The following is an 18531-nucleotide window of genomic DNA, read 5'->3' on the forward strand; positions in this document are numbered from 1 at the left end:
CATTAGAGTAAAACTAGCTACGTTGTCAAGAAATAAAACCGATATCCATATTAAAAAGGTGTGCAATTGCGGGGCGTGTTTTCTGGGGGAATTGGTGATCGAGAGAGGGCTGCGGCGGGAGCATTGGAGCGGGGCGGTGCACCGGCCCCTGGTGATTGGTCGGTAAAGCACGGGCTTTCGGGGGGTGGAGAGAACTCCCTTGAGGGGAATTGGAAAAATATTCTTGACATCAACAGGGAACAAAGGTATCTACTAGACCATCAAGTCGGTAGGCTAATAGTTGTAAAGTCGCATTAAGGCCGGGCCGGCTTGACGGTATGATACCGGTCGCTATCCTAGACGGAGTTTTTCGCGGGCGACCCTGTTGTTACAACGGAGGGGTAATGAGTAAGAACGTCTTCCTGGCACTGTCACTGCTGTTGCTGTTGTTCCTTCCCACGCTGGTTCAAGCCAACGTCGAGTTGCTCAACGTCTCTTATGATCCCACCCGTGAGCTTTACCAGGACTTCAATAGGGCCTTCTCCCGTTACTGGAAAGCAAAGACCTCCCAGAGCATAACCATCCGACAGTCTCATGGCGGCTCCGGTAAGCAGGGAAGGGCGGTCATCGATGGACTCGCCGCCGATGTGGTGACGCTCGCGCTCGCCTATGACATCGACGAGATTGCCGATCAGGCCAGGCTGATCCCAAAGAACTGGCAAAAACGCCTCCCCAATAACAGTTCTCCCTACACCTCCACCATCGTCTTCCTGGTCCGCAAAGGGAACCCGAAAAAGATCCGGGACTGGGACGACCTGGTCCGCCCCGGCGTGAAGGTCATTACTCCCAACCCGAAGACCTCCGGCGGAGCGCGCTGGAACTACCTCGCCGCCTGGGCCTATGCCTTGAAACAGAAGGGGGGGAGCGAGGCCAAGGCGAGGGACTTCGTGACCAGGCTGTACCGCAACGTGCCGGTGCTCGATTCGGGAGCGCGCGGGGCCACCACCACCTTTGTCCAACGCGGACAGGGAGATGTGCTCCTGGCCTGGGAAAACGAGGCTTACCTTGCGGTGAACGAACTGGGGAAGGGGAGCTACGAGGTCGTGGTCCCGTCGCTCAGCATCCTGGCGGAGCCGCCGGTAACCGTGGTGGACAAGGTCGTGGATCGGAAGGGGACCCGGAAGGTCGCCGAAGAATACCTGAGATACCTGTACTCTGCCGAGGGGCAGGAGATTGCGGCACGCCATTACTACCGGCCGGTCGACAAGGCGGTGGCGGCCCGGTACGCCAGGAGGTTTCCGAAACTGACCCTGGTGACGGTCGATTCGGTTTTTGGTGGCTGGAAGCAGGCACAAAAGACCCACTTCTCCGACGGCGGGATTTTCGACCGAATCTACGGCGGCGGCAGGTAACGGACCAGGTATGAAAGCTATCGGGAAAAAACAATCGGTTCTGCCGGGATTCGGCCCTTCGCTGGGCTACACCGTCTTCTATCTGAGTTTCGTGGTGCTCATCCCGCTTTCGGCGCTGGTCTTCAAGACCGCCTCGCTCTCCTGGAGTGAGTTTCTCGCCGCGGTGACCGCGCCGCGGGTTCTGGCCTCCTATCGGGTGACGTTCGGCGCGTCCCTTTTGGCTGCCGCGGTGAACGGCATTTTCGGCGTGTTGGTTGCCTGGGTGCTGGTCCGCTACCGCTTTCCCGGCAAGAAGCTGATCGACGCACTGGTGGATCTCCCCTTTGCCCTGCCCACCGCCGTTGCCGGCATTACCCTTTCCAGCGTCTACGCCGCGAACGGCTGGGTGGGGCGCTACCTGGAGCCTCGCGGCGTCAAGGTTGCCTTCACGCCGCTGGGAATCCTCGTTGCCATGATCTTCATCGGACTTCCGTTTGTAGTCCGGACCGTTCAGCCGGTACTGGAGGAACTCGACCACGAGATCGAAGAGGCCGCCTCCTGCCTGGGGGCGAACCGGTGGCAGACCTTTCACCGGATCTTGTTCCCGACCATGCTCCCCGCGATCCTGACCGGGTTCGCCCTGGCCTTTGCCCGGGCGGTAGGGGAATACGGCTCGATCATCTTTATCGCCGGGAACATGCCGATGGTCTCCGAGATCACCCCGCTTTTGATCATCACCAAACTGGAGCAATACGACTACGCGGGAGCCACGGCGATCGCCTCGGTGATGCTGCTGGCCTCGTTTCTGTTGCTCCTGGCCATCAACCTGTTGCAGAAGTGGAGCCGCCGCCACGCCGAGCAGTGAGCAGTGAGCAATGGACTGCTCGCTCCGTTAGGTCCACCCCGTCCATTTCGTCCACCCAGTCCACCGGGCTTTTGAGCAAAGAGGTACCGATGCAACCAGCAACAACCCACAAAGCAACCGCTGCCAAGCGCAACGGCAGCGTCTCGGAGCCTGTCGCGGTGCGCTGGGTGCTCATCGCGGCGGCGCTTCTGTTCCTGGCGCTCTTTCTGCTGCTGCCGCTCGCCGCGGTCTTTTCCCAGGCCCTGGAAAAGGGGTGGGCGGCCTACCTGGAAGCGCTGCGCGACCCGGATACCATCTCCGCCATCAAGCTCACGCTCTTCACCGCCGTATGCTGCGTTCCGCTCAACCTCTTCTTCGGCATCGTCGCCGCGTGGCTGATCGCGAAGTTCAGCTTCCCGGGGAAGAGCTTCCTGGTCACCCTGATCGATCTGCCGTTCTCGGTCTCGCCCGTGGTATCGGGGCTTATCTACGTCCTCATCTTCGGACTGCAGGGGTGGCTGGGGCCGTGGCTCCAGGCCCACGACATCCGGATCATCTTCGCCGTCCCCGGTATCGTTTTGGCCACCCTGTTCGTTACCTTCCCGTTCGTGGCCCGCGAGCTGATCCCGCTCATGGAGTCCCAGGGGCGCGACGAGGAGGAGGCCGCGCTCACCCTCGGGGCGAGCGGGCTGCAGACCTTCTTCCGGGTTACCTTCCCCAATATCAAATGGGGGATCCTTTACGGGGTCATCCTCTGTAACGCTCGTGCCATGGGTGAGTTCGGGGCGGTCTCGGTCGTTTCCGGGCACGTACGCGGGGTGACTAATACCGTGCCGCTGCAGGTCGAGATCCTTTACAACGAATACAATTACGCCGCCGCCTTTGCGGTCGCCTCGATCCTCGCCCTCCTGGCGCTGGTGACCCTGGTGGTGAAAACGGTGGCGGAATGGAAAATTCAACAGAGTCTGGCCGGTCCGGACGACAAAAGGTAGAGAGATGAGCATTACCGTCAGTAACGTCAGCAAAAGCTTCGGTGATTTCCACGCGCTGAAGGGGATCGACCTGGAGGTCCCCTCCGGCGAACTGGTCGCCCTCCTCGGTCCCTCCGGCTGCGGCAAGACCACGCTTTTGCGCATCATTGCCGGGCTGGAAACCCCGGATACCGGAAACATCCTGTTCAACGGCGAGGAGGCGACCAACCGCCACGTGCGCGATCGCCAGGTCGGGTTCGTCTTCCAGCACTACGCCCTGTTTCGCCACATGACCGTCTTCGACAACATCGCCTTCGGGCTCACCGTGCGCCCCAAGAAGACCCGTCCCTCCAAGAAGGAGATCAGGGAGAAGGTTCATACCCTGCTTAAACTGATCCAGGTCGAACAGATGGCGGACCGCTATCCGGCCCAGCTTTCCGGCGGGCAGCGGCAGCGGGTGGCCCTGGCACGCGCCCTTGCGGTCGAGCCCCAGGTGCTGCTTTTGGATGAGCCGTTCGGTGCCCTGGACGCCAAGGTCCGCCTGGAGCTGCGTCGCTGGCTGCGCCGGCTGCACGACGAGATCCACGTCACTTCGGTCTTCGTCACCCATGACCAGGAAGAGGCGCTCGAGGTGGCGGACCGGATCGTGGTGATGAACCAGGGCAAGATCGAGCAGCAGGGGACCCCGTCGGAGGTCTACGACCGCCCGGCGACGCCGTTCGTCTTCGACTTTTTGGGTAACGTGAACCTGTTTCAGGGACGGGTGCACGAGGGGACCGCCAAGATGGGGGGGCTGGTGGTCGAAACCCCGGAGCACGCCGGCACCCGAAACGCCCCCGCGGTCGGCTACGTCCGCTCCCACGACATCGAAATCGAGCGGATTCCCTTCGACACCGCTTCCCTGGCGGCCCAGGTTCACGGCGTGGTGACGGTGGGGCCGTTGGTGCGGGTCGACCTGAAGCTTCCCGGCAACGTGGAGGGGATCGAGGTCGACCTTTCCCGCGACGTGGCGGACCGGCTCGACTTGAAGGTCGGCGAACTGGTGTATGCGCGCCCCCGGAAGGTCCGGGTGTTCACCGATGACTACGTAATCTGAGGCGGAAGCAGCCCCTGTTAGATACTGTATCGAATGGGTCAAGAATATAAATAAAAAACTTGACAACCACACCGGGTGAATATAAATATACCAGCATCGCACCTTTTCCTCGGCTCGAATTCCCTAGGCGCCGACTCAATATTGCATCATTCACCGTGAAAGGAGACTTACCGCATGTCACGCATCTATGAAGACAACTCGCAATCCATCGGCAACACTCCGCTGATCCGCCTGAATTTCGTAACCAAGGGTGCGCAGGCTACCGTCCTGGCCAAGGTCGAAGGGCGCAACGCCGCCTACTCGGTCAAGGACCGGATCGGGGCCAACATGATCTGGGATGCTGAGCAGCGCGGCATCCTGAAGCCGGGTATGGAGATCGTGGAGCCGACCAGCGGCAACACGGGCATCGCTCTCGCCTATGTCGCGGCGGCACGCGGCTACAAGCTCACCCTGACCATGCCGGAGACCATGAGCATCGAGCGACGCCGCGTCCTGGCCGCCCTCGGCGCCAACCTGATCCTCACCCCCGGTTCCGCCGGGATGAAGGGTGCGGTTTCCAAGGCGGAGGAACTTGCCGCTTCCGACCCGCAGCGTTACTTCCTTCCGCAGCAGTTCAAGAACCCGGCGAACCCCGCCATCCACGAGAAGACCACCGGTCCGGAGATCTGGGCCGACACCGACGGCGCCGTCGACGTGCTGGTCTCCGGAGTAGGGACCGGCGGGACCATCACCGGAATTTCCCGCTACATCAAAAAGGTCGCCGGGAAGAACATCATCTCGGTGGCGGTGGAGCCCAAGGAAAGCCCGGTGATCACCCAGAAACTCGCCGGCCAGGAACTCAAGCCCGGCCCGCACAAGATCCAGGGGATCGGGGCGGGCTTCATTCCCGAAACCCTTGACCTCTCCCTGGTGGACCGGGTGGAGCAGGTGGAGAGCAACGAGGCGATCGAGTTCGCCCGGCGCCTGACCAAGGAAGAGGGTCTTCTGGTCGGGATATCCAGTGGCGCGGCCGCGGCCGCGGCGGTGCGGTTGGCGAAACTGCCGGAGTTCGCCGGCAAGACCATCGTCGTGATCCTCCCCGACCTCGCGGAACGCTACCTCTCCACCGCGCTTTTTGAAGAGGCGTGACCCGTTTGACCTAGATCTGTGCTGGGAAAAAGCCCCGAACCCCGGGGCTTTTTTTTTGCTCTCAAATTCGGCCTTTGATTCGGCGCGTTAAGGTGGTTCTCATGCTATTTGTGCCGTAATGGTACTTTGGGCGGCCTGAATCCTGCATAATCCAGGAGCAGACCGGTGGTCCCCGCACGGTTTCTGGCTGAAAATCCGACAGTGCGGTCGGTGTGAGGACATGGCGGCTGCCGATGGCCGTCGAGGCACCAGCGGTGATTGCGGACCGGGCCCCTAAATTGCCAGGCATTTTTATATAGTCAAAAGGAGGACGATATGTTGGTTCAAGTCAACTGGACTAACAACAGCTACGACTACGTGCACGACTTCATGCTCGACAGCCTCATCGAAGCCGGTGTAGTCGCCCGATTTCTCCGTAGCTCCGGCTGGGTTACCGTTGGGGTCGATCCGATTCGCACCAGGAAGGTCGGCGCCAATCCCTACAACGGGACGGAGCGACGGGCGAGCAACTTCAGCAGCACGGAATAGTTCCTCCCTCCCGAGAGGGTCGAGCCTTTAGCTGTCGGTTTGGTTGACACTAACCGGTTCTGTGTCGGGTTTGGTTACAGTTTCATAATCAAGGGCGGGCCCCAAGGGGGGCTTGCCCTTTTTTTCGCCCCTGAACCTGATTTTCCCGGGTCCCGGTGCTTCTTTCCCCTCGCCGTGGGCGGAAAAGATCGGTTCTCCCGGGGTTTAGTTCCCGAAGGGCTGATAGCGTCGCCTAGTGCTCCTCAGGGAGGGGCCCGGTAAAGGAGGACAGTTCAGCTATTTCGCCGGTGGGTTCCGCCGGATTTCGTGTCGGTAGACTTGACAGTTGCGGAGACAGGTTTGACTAAACCACGTGAAAACAGATGGTTGGGTTTTGGGAATGGTCCTTGCTTAAGATGTGGGTAAGCAGGGTGATACTGCTATATCGCGAAGAAGCCGGCGCCGAAGCGGCCGGCCCACAGATATCTTCCGGAGGCATCTATGAAAAAGGCATTCCGCATTCTTACCGCACTTACCGTCCTCCTGCTGGGTGCAGTCTCCTGTCTCGCCTACGCCGACGTGATCAAGGGGGCAGCGCAGGTGCCGGCCTCGGTTGCCGATCCGGGGGTCATGGTGCTCTGCGGCACCGGGATGCTGGCATTGGCCATCTACCATAAGCGCCGCAACAACGGGTAGCCCTTGACACCGATCCTTTCGGTCCGGTAGCCGGTTCGTCAATTTCCGAACCGGCTATTTTTGTTTTCCCTCCACGATATCTTTTTCCCCTCACCGCGCCGGTCGGAGCTCAACCAATCCAGGGGCAACACGCTTTTTGGGTGCTGTTTCCTCCCCTCCGCCTGGTTTTCCCGCCTGTTCAGTTTCCCTTTAGCCCCCTGAAACGATTTCCCCATCTCTTGGCGGTACCGGCAGTCCCCTGGAGCCGGGTGATGCAAGAACCTTCAATGCAGGTAGAATAAGAAAACTCACATTAATGATTTGGGCGCGTGCCATGCGTGCCATGTGCTGACGGTATGGAGGGCAAAGGAGCTGAAACATGCTTAACGCCTTAACCGTCGACGTAGAGGACTACTTTCAGGTCAATGCCTTTAAACATCACGTGACGCGGGAGAGTTGGGAGTCTTACCCGCTTCGCGTCAACGACAACACCAGGCGGCTGCTGGATATCTTCGACGAGTATCAGGCACGGGCCACCTTCTTTATCCTGGGGTGGGTGGCTGAGCGTCTCCCTTCCCTGGTCCGGGAGATCGTCGCCAGGGGGCACGAGATCGGCAGCCATGGCTACGGTCACGAACTCCTCTTCGAGATCGGGATCGAAAAAGCCCGACAAGACATCAGGCGGGGACGCCTAGTCCTCGAGGATGTGGCGGGGGTGCCGATACGCGGCTACCGGGCGCCCAGCTACTCCATAACCGAGCGGTCGCTCTGGGGATTCGACATCCTGGCCGAAGAGGGATTCAGCTTCGATTCCAGCATTTTCCCCATCGTACATGATGTCTACGGGATGCCCAACGCACCGCGGTTTCCGTTCTCGGTGCACCGGCAGGGACGGGTGCTCCAGGAGTTTCCCTTGTCCACCCTGCCGATCCGGTTTCCCAACGGGATCTACCGGCTCCCGATCGCCGGAGGTGGATACCTGCGCCTGTTGCCGGTTTCGTTGATCGGACATGGCATCAAAAGGATCAACGGCGTCGAAAACGAGCCGGCCGTACTGTATCTTCACCCGTGGGAAATCGATCCACGGCAGCCGCGGATTCACGCTCCCTGGCGGTCCCGGTTCCGGCATTACCACAACCTCAACAAGATGGAGGCAAAACTGCGCTATCTCCTCGGGCGGTTCGAATTCGGGCCGATGGACCTGGTGCTGAAGGCACACTGGTCCGCGACCTCCCGGGTACCAACGATCGCTGTAGGGAGCCCGTTCCTCGGCATTGATCCGTCTTCCGGAGGGGCGTTAACACGGTGAGCTGACCGAGCCGTGGAAACGGCGGAGAACCGATAGTGAGGAAAAAGTGGGCGGCCGAGAGTGATCTCGGCCGTTTTTTTTAGTGCGCCCGGCAGGGCGCGCGGCGCACGAGCGCCCTCCATGGGCAAGGGGCGGTTGCTGACTCCGAGTCCCCGGACCTGAAGGTGACAATCGTCAGGAGGTGTGGCTGATAGGCGGCGGGTATAGGGATGAAAGGAAGAACTTCTGTCAGGACGGTACCGGCCCCACCCGGTACGGAAGTTAGAATTCCAGAAATAACGGGTAGAGGGAGGTCGCACTCCTCCTTATTGACCGACCTGCTTCTGATCGAACCGGATAAGGAACTGGAAAAGCGAGAACACAGGTTCTGCCGGTACGCCGCCGACGACTGCAATGTCTCGCGTAAATACTGCGGGGGGCGAATGGACGGAGCTTCTGGAGGGCTTTTTTCTGAGACTCAGCAGGAATAAATCTCTCTTACGATTGTTTTTGAGTAGAAAGTTTGATAAACGTTTACCTATTAAAAAAGTTTTCTGCCAGTAGGTGGCATCTTCTTCTGTTATGAAACTCCGCATTCTTCACGACATTTTTTGAAAGACCTAGAAAGTTGAGGATCACATGCAAGAGGTGGATGCCAGTATCCCTGAGATCTGCGCCGCACTGCTTAAGATCGAGTTCCTCTCGTTTCTCCCCGACGAGGAGTTGAACTGCCTGGCGGGCCAGTTCACGAGAGTCCGCTCTCCCAAGGGGACCGTCCTCTGCCGGGCCGGGGAGCGGGGGGACACCCTCTTCGTCATCGCCTCCGGGCTGGTCCGGGTTTCGGTCCAGGAGGGGGGGACGGAGACTCTCCTGGCCGAACTGAAACGAGGCGATTTCTTCGGCGAGTACGCCCTCCTTACCGGAGAACCGAGGAAGGCGACCGCGAAGGCGGTTCTTGACGTCGAGCTTTTCGTGCTCCGGAAGGAAGACTTCGAGACCCTCTTGTATAACCAGCCCAAGGTTGCCTATCACGTCAGTCGTATCGTCTCGTCGCGCAACCTGACCGGGGCGACCCAGCGGGAGCGGATCCCACCGCCCTGCTACTTCAGCATCATCCCCTCCAATGACGGCCTTGGGTGCTCCTCCTTCGTAATTCGACTGGCGCAGGTGGCCGCCTGCGAAACCCGCCAGCGCACCCTGGTGGTCGATTTTCCGGCGAGTGGCGGCGAATTGGTGCGCGAACTGGGGGGGGAGAGGATTCCCTGCCCGGACTCGCGCCTGATCGAGGAATTTTCCCGGGAGATCACCCGCCGACAGGTGGGTGACGCTTGGTACGGCACCGCCGACGGTGTCACGGTGTTCCAGCTCCCGGGCGAGGACCGCCGCCTCCTGCTCACCGACCTTTCCACCTCCCTCTCCGCACTTTTGGAACTGCTGAAGCACACCTTCTCCCTGGTGCTGCTCGTCCTCCCGCCCGAACTTACCCCGGTGAGCCGGCGCGTCCTGCAGCTCTCCGAAGGGGTGCTCTACCTCATTTCCAACCGGCCCGAAGAATTGGGCGCCGTGGAGGAAAAGCTCGCCCGGATCCGGGAGATCATCGAGCCTCACACCGTGCAGCTTAAGATCGGGACCAGCCACGTTCAGGCCGGCAAGGGGCTTTTCCGCTCCGAGATCCGCCAGAGGCTCAACCTCGGCGAGATGCCGCAGGTCTGGTGGAGCACGCAGGAGGAGAAGCGGGACCGGGTCGTCTGCGCACTGGCCCGGGAAATCTGCCGCCGGCGCGTCGGGGTCGTGCTCGGTTCGGGGGCATCCCGGGGCTGGGCCCACTTGGGCGTGCTTAGGGCGCTGGAGCGAAACGGCATCCCGATCGACCTCATCGCCGGCTGCAGCATCGGCGCGCTGATCGGCTCCCTCTACGCGAAGACCGGCTCGGCCGATGCCGCGATCGACCTTTGCCTGTCGTACTTTTCCACGCTGCGCCAGGTGAAGCGGAACATCTTCGACTACTGCATCACCGGCGGCGGCGTGCTGAAGGGACACCGGATCCTCACCGTGCTCCAGGAGATGCTCGACGGCGCCGATTTCTTCGATCTGAAGGTCCCGTTGAGCGTGATCGCGGTCGATATGGCGACCGGCCGGCAGGTGGTCCTCGACGAAGGGTCGGTAAGCCAGGCGGTACGGGCGAGCATCTCCAGCCCGGGGATCTTCCGCCCCTACCTGATGCAGGGGACCTGGTATACCGACGGCGCGCTGGTGAACCCCCTCCCGGTGGACGTCATCATCAACAAGGGGGCGAACTTCGTACTCGCCTCGGTGGTGGAAAAGGGGGTCGCCGAGGAGTGGCCCGGCGACGGCAGCCCCTCTCTGTTGAACACCCTTGCCCGCTCCTTCTCCATCATGTTCGCCCGCACCACCCGCGACCGGGCCGGCGGCGCCGACGTCACCATCTATCCGGAGGTGGCGGGCTATAGCTGGGGAGACTTCTATCAAGGAAAGGAACTGATCCAGAAGGGGGAGGAGGCGACCCTCAAAAGGATGGATGAGATCGAGCGCCTGATCCTGAGGGGCGAGCAGGAGGGACCATGGCAACCATCTGTTCCCTGATCCGGCAGGCGGCTGAGGCCCATTCGGAGCACCCCGCCGTGCGGCAGCGCCGGGCGGGTGGGTGGTGCGAGGTCTCTTATGGCGCCCTGTTCGAGGCGGTGGCCGAGGTAGGGACCGCCCTGGTCGAGCTCGGTCTGGGCTACGGGGAAAAGGTCGGCATCCTGCTCAACGCCGGTGCGTCGTGGATCATCGCCGACCTGGCAGTGTTGTGCGTTGGGGGGATCGATGTTCCCCGGGGGAGCGACTTCAGCCTCGAGGACCTCTCCTTCATCGCCAACCATGCCAATCTCGCCGCCGTGATCACCGACCTCCCTCCGGAGCCGATCGAGCGGCTCCGGGAGGCTGCGCCGACCCTGCGCTTCGTGGTTCGACTCGGCGACCCCGGCGGGGCGGGCGCGGCCGTTATCCCCTGGGGGCAGCTCCGGGAGTCGGGGCGCGCGCTGCTTGCGGCCGGGGACCGGCGCTTTTACCAGCGGCTGGATCAGATCGTCACCGGGGACATCGCGACCATCATCTACACCTCCGGCACCACCGGGCACCCCAAGGGGGTGATGCTCTCCCATGCCAACCTGATCAGCAACGTCACCGCGATCCGGGAGAACCTCCCGATCCATCCCCGGGAACGGTTTCTCTGCGTGCTCCCCCCGTACCACATGTTCGAGCGGACCGTCGAGTACCTCGCCCTGGCCTGCGGTGGGTGCCTCACGTTCACTGACAAGAACAATTTTCGCGGCGACCTCGCGGAGGTGCGCCCCAACATCGTCGCCGGGGTGCCCAGGTTGTGGGAGCTGCTTTATCAGGGGGTCGCCGACCGCCTCCGCCGGCACCGCTGGTCGGCTTTTCTGGAGATGCTCCTGGAGGGGAGCCGCCGTTTCCACCGGGCGGGACGCGGCGGTGCCGGTGCGGCGCGTCTGCTCGGCTTGGCGAGCTACCCGATGCACCTGCTTGCCGAACAGCTCATCTACAAGGCGGTACGGCAGGGATTGGGCAACGAGCTCCGCTTCGCGGTGAGCGGCGGCGGAATGCTGCCGGCCCACCTCGACGAGTTCTTCGCCGTGGCGGGGGTGACCCTGCTGAACGGGTACGGCCTCTCCGAGACTTCGCCGGTGCTGACCGTGCGGGTCCCCCACGACAACCCCATGGGAACGGTGGGTAAGCCGCTTCCGGGAACCGAACTGAAGATTGTCGGGGAAAATGGCATCGAGGTTCCGGCCGGACAGCCCGGGGTGGTCTGGGCGCGGGGTGGGCAGGTGATGCTTGGCTACTACAAGGACCCGGAGGCGACCGAACAGGTGCTCCGGGATGGATGGCTCAATACCGGGGATCTCGGGGTGCTGACCGAGGCGGGCGATCTGGTTATCGTCGGCCGGGCCAAGGATACCATCGTGCTGCGGGGTGGGGAAAACGTGGAGCCTGAGCCGATCGAGAACGCGCTCCTTTTGAGCCCGTACCTGATGCAGGTGATGGTGGTGGGTCAGGACCGGAAATACCTGGCGGCGCTCGTGGTGCCGGATCTTCCGGCGATCGAGGGGTACGCCCGGAAAAACGGCATCGATCTTCCCGCCGGGGACGCGGCGGCGCAGCACCCGGCGGTGGTGGCCCTGGTGAAAAGCGAGCTGGCGCGCCTGCACAATGGGAAGCCGACCACGAGGAATTACGAGAAAATCATCAGGTTCCGGATCATCGTCGAGCAGTGGACCCTGGCGAGTGGTCTGATGACCTTTACCCTCAAGAAGAAACGGCCGGCGATCGCGGCGGCCTGCCGGGAGGTCATCGAGGAAATGTACCGGGAGGGGTAGCGGGGCGGCATCGATCGCGCCATTGCCCCGGCCCCCCTTTCCGGTCGGTTACAGTCCCGCCGAATTGGTGTAGATCTCGTCGGTAAGTTCGGCGGCCCAGACGGAAACCTCCGCCGGGGTCCCGTGGAAGAGGGGGCGCGCCGCGGAGCATTCCCCTTCCAAGTGACAGTTAACCCGGTCCAGTGCCTGAACCAGGGTCCCCAGGGCGTCCTGGTCGGCGATGGTGTAGTCGAAGCAGGCGCTAAGAACATCATCGATCAGGGCGTTTCCCACCACGTCCCCCTGCAGCAACTGCGTCACCTCAAACAAACGGTAGTGTGCCCCTCTCATGCCGACCTCCTTCCTCTGTGACCCGCTAAATATTCCAGAGAAATAATTTGGTTGTTTTTGTGATCCGAATTGGTTAGTATGGTGCAAATGACTATATCAACGCGATAAATTGTCTGTCAAGGAATCTTTGTCGGGCGGCAAAAATATTTTTGAGGAATATTCATGGGCGAAGAATATGGCGAGGGAATCGGGGAGCGGATCCGCCAGGCGCGGCGGACCCTGGGGATGACGCAGCAGAAATTTGCCGCGTCGGTCGGTATCGGTCAGGGGTTTCTCAGCAATATCGAGGGCGGCAGGAAGCTTCCTTCCAAGACGCTGCTGATCGCCCTCATTCAGACCCACCGGCTCGACCCCGACTGGCTGATCGGCGGCGCCGGCATGGCAGCGGAGGGGGAGCGTGCCGCCCCTGGCGCCGCGCCTTCCGAGGGTGCCACGACGGTGAAGGCGCCCCTTTTGGCAAGGGTTCCGGAAGAACTTCCCCGCGGCGGCCTCCCCGCGCAGCAGTATGTAGCGGTCCCCAACCTTCCCGAGGGGTGCTATGCGATGATCTGCCACGGGAACTTCATGGCTCCCACGCTGCGCGACGGCGACCTGGTGATCCTGCGCCCCGACGGAGAGAAGAAGAGCGGGGATGTGGTCCTGGTGAACAACCTGTGGGGCGAGCCGATCCTGAGGCGCTACCGGATCAAGGACGAGGAAGTATATCTGACCGCCGACAACCCCGCCTATGCCCCGTTCCACCCCGATGATAAAACCCGAATCATCGGCGTCGTCGTGGACGTGTGGCGCAGGATACCGATGTGACCGCACCTGCAGGCTCGAGCCCCGGCACAAGAGGCGGTTCGGTCGGTATCTCCGGCGTTGGGTGGGGCTGATGACATTCCCGAGCCGGGCCGGAATAGGCTTCTTTTGCTCCGGCTAGAGACGGGACGGCGGTTGGGGGAGCGGGTTTATTCGGAGATGGAAGCTTCCCTCATGCTCCGGCAGAGGGATCGCGCGGCAGGGCGCCTGGGCGGAAACGCCGGGAACAACTCCCCTCGGCCGTCGAGTTTGCGGGTGGCGGTGGTTCAGCAGGTCGATAAGCTGCCCCTCGTTGGTGATGATCCTCCAGACGTCGTGGCGCTCCTTGGCGACCCGGGTCAGCAGGGTTTCCAGATCGATGTGGCAGGGCTGGCGCAAGCCATGGAATTCCACCAGGGGGCCGATCTTGTGGAAATGAACCCCGAGCCGGGATAAAAGGCGCAACAGTGCCGGTTCCATCACCGCTAAAAGATCGGTTACCCCCTGCATCGCGCTCATGTGGATGACCCCCTTGATCAGTCCCAGGGTGAGGCAGGGCATGAGGCTCTCCGGCACCGGGCTCGCCGCGAGGCACTGGTGCGCCGAGTGCATCGCGCTTTGCTGCAGGGTGCGCTGCCGGAATTCCTTGGAGATGGAGAAACGCGAGATCTCGGCACAGTTGGCGAACCGGCGCGCATCGGAAAACAGGGGAACGGTGCAAAGCCGCTGGAACGGAAAGCTTGCCCCCGGGCCATCCGGGTGCGGAAGAATCAGCCGTACCGTGCCGGCCACCAAACCGGTCGCTCGTTCGATGAGCAGCGAATGGGAAGAGCGAACATCGTACTCGTCCGACTCGCACTGGTTCGGGTGGTTCCTCGGGTCCTCGTAATTTCTCTCCTTGCAGTAGACCTGGAACCGGAGCCGGTAAGCGTGCTCTCGCAGCGTGGGGGTGTTTGCCGGAACGAGATCGAACCAATGGTCGAAGTTGTCCGCCGTCTGCAGTTGGTTTCTGACTGCGGTATTTCCAGGGTTTGCTTGCATGATTTTTTCTCTCCCAAGGGCGGCGCCGATGCCGTCGTGCTCTCGATAGCTTCCATGAGGGGACTGCTTGATCGTTCGGACGCGCGCAAATACAAAACAGCCGGGTGCCGGACCTTTCAAGGTGAAAGATAATTCGGCAACCCGGCTGTCTCAGAGAGATCCTATGGCTTTCCGCCCCACCCTCGCGAGTGGTTTAGTATTGTCGTTATCAGCCTAAGATTTAGAGACCGGAGCCTACATCAAAGAGCAAAGCAAGTACAGAAGAATTTATGCGTCCCGGTGGATGCGCGTCTTGTGTTTCGAGAGATTGTCGTTTAGCTGCGAGAGGATCTCCGTCGCCGCGCCGACGATGTGGTCGCTGCCGAAGCCGGCGTGCGCCATCTCCCGGTAGAACGACTTGGCGAGCATCTTGGAAAGCCGTTCCGGGTCGTGCGCCGCCGCCTCCTTGAGGACCTGATCCCCCTCCCGCGCGATCGCCATCTGTGCGTAGCGGGACCGGAGCAGGTTCTGCAGTTGAATCACCTGGATCGATTTTCCGGTGAGGATGGCGATGAACGAGGCGAGGTTCAGGTCGTCCCCCGAGAGCAGCCGCCCGTCCTCCGGAGTAGAGACGTTGAGCACTCCGATCACCTTTTCGGCGATGATGATCGGGACGCAGAGAAATCCCTTGTCCGGCGCATCGGGACGGCGCGCCTTGGGCAGAAACGGCGAGCTGCCGATGTCCTGGACCAGAAGCGGCTGCCCGGTAGCCGCGACGTGTCCGGCGATCCCCTCTTTCACCTTTACCGCCTCCTGCGAGGCCGACGCCGGAAGGTCGCCGTGCTTGGCGAAGATCCGTAGGGTGAACTCCCCGCCGGACTGGTCGTCCCGGAAGAGCATGATCGAGCAGGTCCGGCATTTGATGATGGCGGCCGCCTGATCCAGCAGTTCGGACAGGCATTGGTCCAGGCTTTGTTGCTGCTCAAGGAAGTTTGCCAGGCCGACCAGCTTGACGAACTGGTCCTGCTGGGCGTCTCGGCAGGTGCTCGGTTGCATCTTCATGTTGCCTCACTCTAGAGAATTAATTACCTAGCACTCAAAAACCCTGCTGCTGACTGTCTCAGGAGATATCAATGATAGCTTGAGTTTAAAAGCTGTCCAGGATTTTTGAAAAAGAAGGCTATCATAAATTCTTTTCAAGGTTGCGGGACCTGTAAAGCGTATGGTATAAGTTGGTCCATGTTTTACATCGCCTTGAAGATCATACTCTACGACAAACTGCGATCCTTTTTCACGCTGTTGGGGGTAGTCTTTGCCGTCAGTTTGATCTTCGCTCAGGTAGGGATCTACCAGGGGCTGATGGAGGCATCATCGGTCCTCATTGACCACACCGCCGGTGATATATGGGTCACCTCGAAGAACAGCAAGAACTTCGATTTCTGCCAGCCCTTCCCGGAATACTTTTATTACTCTGCGCTTCAGGTTCCCGGCGTGCAGTCGGTCGACAAGGCGATCATCGGTTGGGGGATGATCCGCCAGCAAAACGGCGGACAGGAGCAGGTCGAGATCATGGGGTACCAACCCGACCGCGGGGTGGGCGGCCCCTGGGACCTGAAAGAGGGGAGGCCCAGCGACGTGAAGAACGGCAACTTCATGATCGTCGATGAGTCCGCGGTGAAGCGGCTCGGTGCCTTCAAAGTCGGCGATTACCGCGACGTGATGGCGCGCCGGATCCAGATCATGGGGATTTCCCGCGGAGTGAAGTCATTCACCACCGCCCCCTACCTTTTCACTTCCTACTCTTTGGCCCAAGAGCTCGTCACTTACGTCGGCCACGACAACACCGTCTTTCTCATCATCAAGACCCTCCCCGGCTCCGACAAAGGGACGGTCATCCGCCTCCTCAGGGAGAAGCTCCCTGCCATGGACGTCCTCTCGAAGGAGGAGTTCAGTTCGAAGACTCGTCTTTACTGGACCATCGAGACCGGCGTTGGCTTCTCCTTTCTGTTGACGATCATGGTCAGCTTCTTCATCGGGATGCTCATTGTCGGGCAGACCATCTACAACTCCACCATCGAGCACATCAAGGAGTACGGGACCATGAAGGCGCTGGGCGCCTCAACGGCCGAGATTTCCCGGATCATAGTTTCGCAGGCGGCAATCAACGCCTTGGTCGGCTATTCGGTGAGCCTGCTGGTCACCCTGGCGTCGGTGAAAATGTATGAGGCGGGAGGGATGGTCATGGTGGTGAAGACATCGGTCAACCTCATCATCCTGCTTATGACCATGCTCATGTGTCTTTGCTCGGCATTCTACTCCATTAAGAAAATCAAGAACATCGATCCGGCGATCCTGTTCCGTGGGTGACTGCATGGTTCCTGTGGTGGCGAAAGAGCTGAGCAAGATCTATCGGGAGGGGAGCCTGGAGGTGACCGCGGTGGCTTCGGTGGACCTGGAGTTCCAGTCCGGCGAACTCATCGGGCTATTCGGCCCTTCCGGGAGCGGGAAGACCACCCTTCTCTCCATGCTGGGCTGCATGCTGAAGCCGACCGGGGGGACCCTCGAACTCTTCGGCCAAGACATCACCAGCCTCGACGAACGGGATCTCCCGGCGATCCGGAAGAAGTACATCTCCTTTATCTTCCAGGGGTTCAACCTCTTCCCGCCGCTCACGGTCTACGAAAACGTGATGCTGGTCATGAATCTGAAGCGGATCGATCCGATGGTGGCCGACCAGCGGGCCCGGGAACTCCTGGAGGCGGTCGGGCTCGGCAAGCGGATGAACTTTCTGCCGCGGGAGCTGTCCGGCGGGCAGCGCCAGCGCGTTGCCATCGCCCGTGCCCTGGCCGCTGATGCGCCGCTGATTCTCGCCGACGAGCCGACCGGCAACCTCGACCATGAAAACGGCCGAACGGTGATGGAAATGCTGAAGACACTTGCTTCGGAGCAGAACTGTTGCGTCGTGGTGGCCACCCACGACAACCGGATCAATGATCTTTTCGACCGTGTCGTCTGCATGGAAGACGGCCGGATGCTCCCGGAGAAACGGAAGGAAACATGAACAAGTCACGCGCACCTATTGTCTCGATGGTGGTTCTCGGCCTGGTCACCGTCTCGCTGGCCATTTTCGGCCCGAGGTTATTCCAAAAGAAGGCGCCCGTCGTCTCCGACTCTTCCAAAACAACGCCGCAGGAGCGTTCGTATTACGCGAAGGGGGTGGTGGAGAGTAGTCACGATCTCCTTTTGGGGAGCCAGGTAGCGGGGACCGTAAGCGAGCTCCTCGTGGTGGAGGGCGACCTGGTCAAGCAGGGACAGCTGATCGCACAGGTAGAGGCGGGCAAAGCTCGAGCCCAGATCCAGCGGGCGGAGGCGGTCTTGGCCGAGCGTAAGGACCAATTGGCCGAACGCCGGGCGGGAAACCGCCTCCAGGACATCCGCATGTCGGAAAACCTGACCCGCAGCCGCAAGGTGGTCTACGAGAAGGCGAAGACCGACTTCGAGCGCCAGCAGCGGCTTTACGCAAAGGACGCGACCACCAAGGCAGACGTCGACGCGATGGAAGAGAAGATGAAGGTTTCTCTGGAGCAGTACGAAGAGGCGCGCCAAAACGAGCTCAAGCAAAAGAGCGGGACCCGCAGCGAGGAAATCCAGCAAGCCGCTTCCCAAGTACGGTCGGCCGCTGCCGATCTGGCCTTTCTCCAGGCTCAGCTCAAGGATCACGAGATCCGGGCGCCGCGAGACGGCCTGATTACGGAGAAGCTGAAGGAGGCTGGGGAGACGGTCGAGCCGGGAATGCCGGTGGTTCGGCTGATCGATCCCCACGCGCTGCGGGTGCGGGCGGAATTGGAGGAATCCGACGTCGGCCGGGTCCGGGTAGGGCAGCCGGTCGAGGTAACCACCGATGCCGCGCCGGGGCAGGTCTATGTCGGAACGGTTTCCTCGGTGCTGCCGGCGGTAAAGAAAAAATCCCTCAAGACCTTCGACCCGCTGGCATCCTATGACATGAACAGTCAGGAGATCCGGATCAATCTCCAGGATACTTCCGGGCTCAAAAGCGGTATGACCGTCACGGTCAAGTTCAAAAGATGATGCGCTACCTCTGCATAGGTGCGAGCCTCT

The 18531-nt window shown here is 61.1% G+C and carries 17 protein-coding genes and 1 riboswitch; of the genes, 14 read left to right on the forward strand and 3 right to left on the reverse strand.

The window, feature by feature from the left end:
• Nucleotides 1-383 precede the first annotated feature (383 nt).
• The 10 genes from JFN93_RS02870 to JFN93_RS02915 all read left to right on the forward strand — a co-directional run bounded on the left by JFN93_RS02870 (nucleotide 384) and on the right by JFN93_RS02915 (nucleotide 12282).
• Nucleotides 384-1391: a sulfate ABC transporter substrate-binding protein gene (locus tag JFN93_RS02870; protein WP_199382482.1), complete on the forward strand. Its 1008-nt coding sequence runs from the start codon at nucleotides 384-386 to the stop codon at nucleotides 1389-1391.
• A gap of 10 nt (nucleotides 1392-1401) precedes the next feature.
• Complete coding sequence (gene cysT / locus JFN93_RS02875; RefSeq protein WP_199382483.1) at nucleotides 1402-2235, forward strand: sulfate ABC transporter permease subunit CysT; 834 nt, start codon at nucleotides 1402-1404, stop codon at nucleotides 2233-2235.
• Between the two features lie 89 nt (nucleotides 2236-2324).
• A complete protein-coding gene (gene cysW / locus JFN93_RS02880; RefSeq protein ID WP_199382484.1) occupies nucleotides 2325-3206 on the forward strand; it encodes a sulfate ABC transporter permease subunit CysW in 882 nt (293 codons plus the stop codon).
• Between the two features lie 4 nt (nucleotides 3207-3210).
• Nucleotides 3211-4281 carry a sulfate/molybdate ABC transporter ATP-binding protein gene (locus JFN93_RS02885; protein WP_199382485.1) on the forward strand — a complete coding sequence of 357 codons (1071 nt, stop codon included), beginning with the start codon at nucleotides 3211-3213 and terminating at the stop codon, nucleotides 4279-4281.
• Nucleotides 4282-4455: 174 nt separating this feature from the next.
• Nucleotides 4456-5409, forward strand: coding sequence for a cysteine synthase A (cysK, locus tag JFN93_RS02890; RefSeq protein ID WP_199382486.1), 954 nt, complete (start codon nucleotides 4456-4458; stop codon nucleotides 5407-5409).
• Between the two features lie 315 nt (nucleotides 5410-5724).
• Nucleotides 5725-5937 carry a GSU3473 family protein gene (locus JFN93_RS02895; RefSeq protein WP_199382487.1) on the forward strand — a complete coding sequence of 71 codons (213 nt, stop codon included), beginning with the start codon at nucleotides 5725-5727 and terminating at the stop codon, nucleotides 5935-5937.
• A 480-nt stretch (nucleotides 5938-6417) separates the two neighbouring features.
• Nucleotides 6418-6612: a hypothetical protein gene (locus tag JFN93_RS02900; RefSeq protein WP_199382488.1), complete on the forward strand. Its 195-nt coding sequence runs from the start codon at nucleotides 6418-6420 to the stop codon at nucleotides 6610-6612.
• A gap of 358 nt (nucleotides 6613-6970) precedes the next feature.
• Nucleotides 6971-7900, forward strand: coding sequence for an XrtA system polysaccharide deacetylase (locus JFN93_RS02905; RefSeq protein WP_199382489.1), 930 nt, complete (start codon nucleotides 6971-6973; stop codon nucleotides 7898-7900).
• Nucleotides 7901-8518: 618 nt separating this feature from the next.
• On the forward strand, nucleotides 8519-10483 hold the full coding sequence (locus tag JFN93_RS02910; RefSeq protein ID WP_199382490.1) for a cyclic nucleotide-binding and patatin-like phospholipase domain-containing protein: 1965 nt from the start codon (nucleotides 8519-8521) through the stop codon (nucleotides 10481-10483).
• On the forward strand, nucleotides 10462-12282 hold the full coding sequence (locus JFN93_RS02915; RefSeq protein ID WP_199382491.1) for an AMP-dependent synthetase/ligase: 1821 nt from the start codon (nucleotides 10462-10464) through the stop codon (nucleotides 12280-12282). Before JFN93_RS02910 ends, JFN93_RS02915 begins: the two co-directional genes overlap by 22 nt.
• 48 nt (nucleotides 12283-12330) lie before the next feature.
• Here JFN93_RS02915 and JFN93_RS02920 read toward each other — a convergent pair whose 3' ends face one another.
• Nucleotides 12331-12612 (reverse strand): hypothetical protein, encoded by a 282-nt coding sequence (locus tag JFN93_RS02920; protein WP_199382492.1) that lies wholly within the window; start codon nucleotides 12610-12612, stop codon nucleotides 12331-12333.
• 162 nt (nucleotides 12613-12774) lie between these two features.
• Here JFN93_RS02920 and JFN93_RS02925 point away from each other — a divergent pair, with 162 nt between their 5' ends.
• Nucleotides 12775-13416, forward strand: a complete 642-nt coding sequence (locus JFN93_RS02925) for a LexA family protein (protein WP_199382493.1) — start codon at nucleotides 12775-12777, stop codon at nucleotides 13414-13416.
• 114 nt (nucleotides 13417-13530) lie between these two features.
• Here the strand turns inward: JFN93_RS02925 and JFN93_RS02930 are convergent, their stop codons facing one another.
• A complete protein-coding gene (locus JFN93_RS02930) occupies nucleotides 13531-14433 on the reverse strand; it encodes a PEP-CTERM/exosortase system-associated acyltransferase (protein ID WP_199382494.1) in 903 nt (300 codons plus the stop codon).
• Nucleotides 14434-14565: 132 nt separating this feature from the next.
• Nucleotides 14566-14641: riboswitch (cyclic di-GMP riboswitch) on the reverse strand.
• A 59-nt stretch (nucleotides 14642-14700) separates the two neighbouring features.
• A complete protein-coding gene (locus JFN93_RS02935) occupies nucleotides 14701-15474 on the reverse strand; it encodes a GAF domain-containing protein (RefSeq protein ID WP_236021503.1) in 774 nt (257 codons plus the stop codon).
• A gap of 177 nt (nucleotides 15475-15651) precedes the next feature.
• Between JFN93_RS02935 and JFN93_RS02940 the strand changes: the two genes are divergently transcribed.
• From JFN93_RS02940 to JFN93_RS02950, 3 genes are read left to right on the forward strand one after another with little or no spacing between them, the layout of a single operon-like run.
• Nucleotides 15652-16779 carry an ABC transporter permease gene (locus JFN93_RS02940; protein WP_199382495.1) on the forward strand — a complete coding sequence of 376 codons (1128 nt, stop codon included), beginning with the start codon at nucleotides 15652-15654 and terminating at the stop codon, nucleotides 16777-16779.
• A gap of 4 nt (nucleotides 16780-16783) precedes the next feature.
• Entirely contained in the window at nucleotides 16784-17473 is a 690-nt protein-coding gene (locus JFN93_RS02945) for an ABC transporter ATP-binding protein (protein WP_199382496.1), read from the forward strand.
• Nucleotides 17470-18501, forward strand: a complete 1032-nt coding sequence (locus JFN93_RS02950) for an HlyD family secretion protein (RefSeq protein ID WP_199382497.1) — start codon at nucleotides 17470-17472, stop codon at nucleotides 18499-18501. Before JFN93_RS02945 ends, JFN93_RS02950 begins: the two co-directional genes overlap by 4 nt.
• Nucleotides 18502-18531: the final 30 nt, after the last annotated feature.

The sequence above is a fragment of the Geomesophilobacter sediminis genome (genome assembly GCF_016458275.1).
Lineage (GTDB): Bacteria > Desulfobacterota > Desulfuromonadia > Geobacterales > Geobacteraceae > Geomesophilobacter > Geomesophilobacter sediminis.

Coding starts and splice junctions, on each gene's coding strand:
- JFN93_RS02945 (WP_199382496.1), top strand. CDS start 16,784: ATGGTTCCTGTGGTGGCGAAAGAGCTGAGCAAGATCTATCGGGAGGGG.
- JFN93_RS02935 (WP_236021503.1), bottom strand. CDS start 15,474: ATGAAGATGCAACCGAGCACCTGCCGAGACGCCCAGCAGGACCAGTTC.
- cysT (WP_199382483.1), top strand. CDS start 1,402: ATGAAAGCTATCGGGAAAAAACAATCGGTTCTGCCGGGATTCGGCCCT.
- JFN93_RS02905 (WP_199382489.1), top strand. CDS start 6,971: ATGCTTAACGCCTTAACCGTCGACGTAGAGGACTACTTTCAGGTCAAT.
- JFN93_RS02940 (WP_199382495.1), top strand. CDS start 15,652: ATGTTTTACATCGCCTTGAAGATCATACTCTACGACAAACTGCGATCC.
- JFN93_RS02910 (WP_199382490.1), top strand. CDS start 8,519: ATGCAAGAGGTGGATGCCAGTATCCCTGAGATCTGCGCCGCACTGCTT.
- JFN93_RS02930 (WP_199382494.1), bottom strand. CDS start 14,433: ATGCAAGCAAACCCTGGAAATACCGCAGTCAGAAACCAACTGCAGACG.
- JFN93_RS02950 (WP_199382497.1), top strand. CDS start 17,470: ATGAACAAGTCACGCGCACCTATTGTCTCGATGGTGGTTCTCGGCCTG.
- cysK (WP_199382486.1), top strand. CDS start 4,456: ATGTCACGCATCTATGAAGACAACTCGCAATCCATCGGCAACACTCCG.
- JFN93_RS02925 (WP_199382493.1), top strand. CDS start 12,775: ATGGGCGAAGAATATGGCGAGGGAATCGGGGAGCGGATCCGCCAGGCG.
- JFN93_RS02885 (WP_199382485.1), top strand. CDS start 3,211: ATGAGCATTACCGTCAGTAACGTCAGCAAAAGCTTCGGTGATTTCCAC.
- JFN93_RS02915 (WP_199382491.1), top strand. CDS start 10,462: ATGGCAACCATCTGTTCCCTGATCCGGCAGGCGGCTGAGGCCCATTCG.
- cysW (WP_199382484.1), top strand. CDS start 2,325: ATGCAACCAGCAACAACCCACAAAGCAACCGCTGCCAAGCGCAACGGC.
- JFN93_RS02895 (WP_199382487.1), top strand. CDS start 5,725: ATGTTGGTTCAAGTCAACTGGACTAACAACAGCTACGACTACGTGCAC.
- JFN93_RS02900 (WP_199382488.1), top strand. CDS start 6,418: ATGAAAAAGGCATTCCGCATTCTTACCGCACTTACCGTCCTCCTGCTG.
- JFN93_RS02870 (WP_199382482.1), top strand. CDS start 384: ATGAGTAAGAACGTCTTCCTGGCACTGTCACTGCTGTTGCTGTTGTTC.
- JFN93_RS02920 (WP_199382492.1), bottom strand. CDS start 12,612: ATGAGAGGGGCACACTACCGTTTGTTTGAGGTGACGCAGTTGCTGCAG.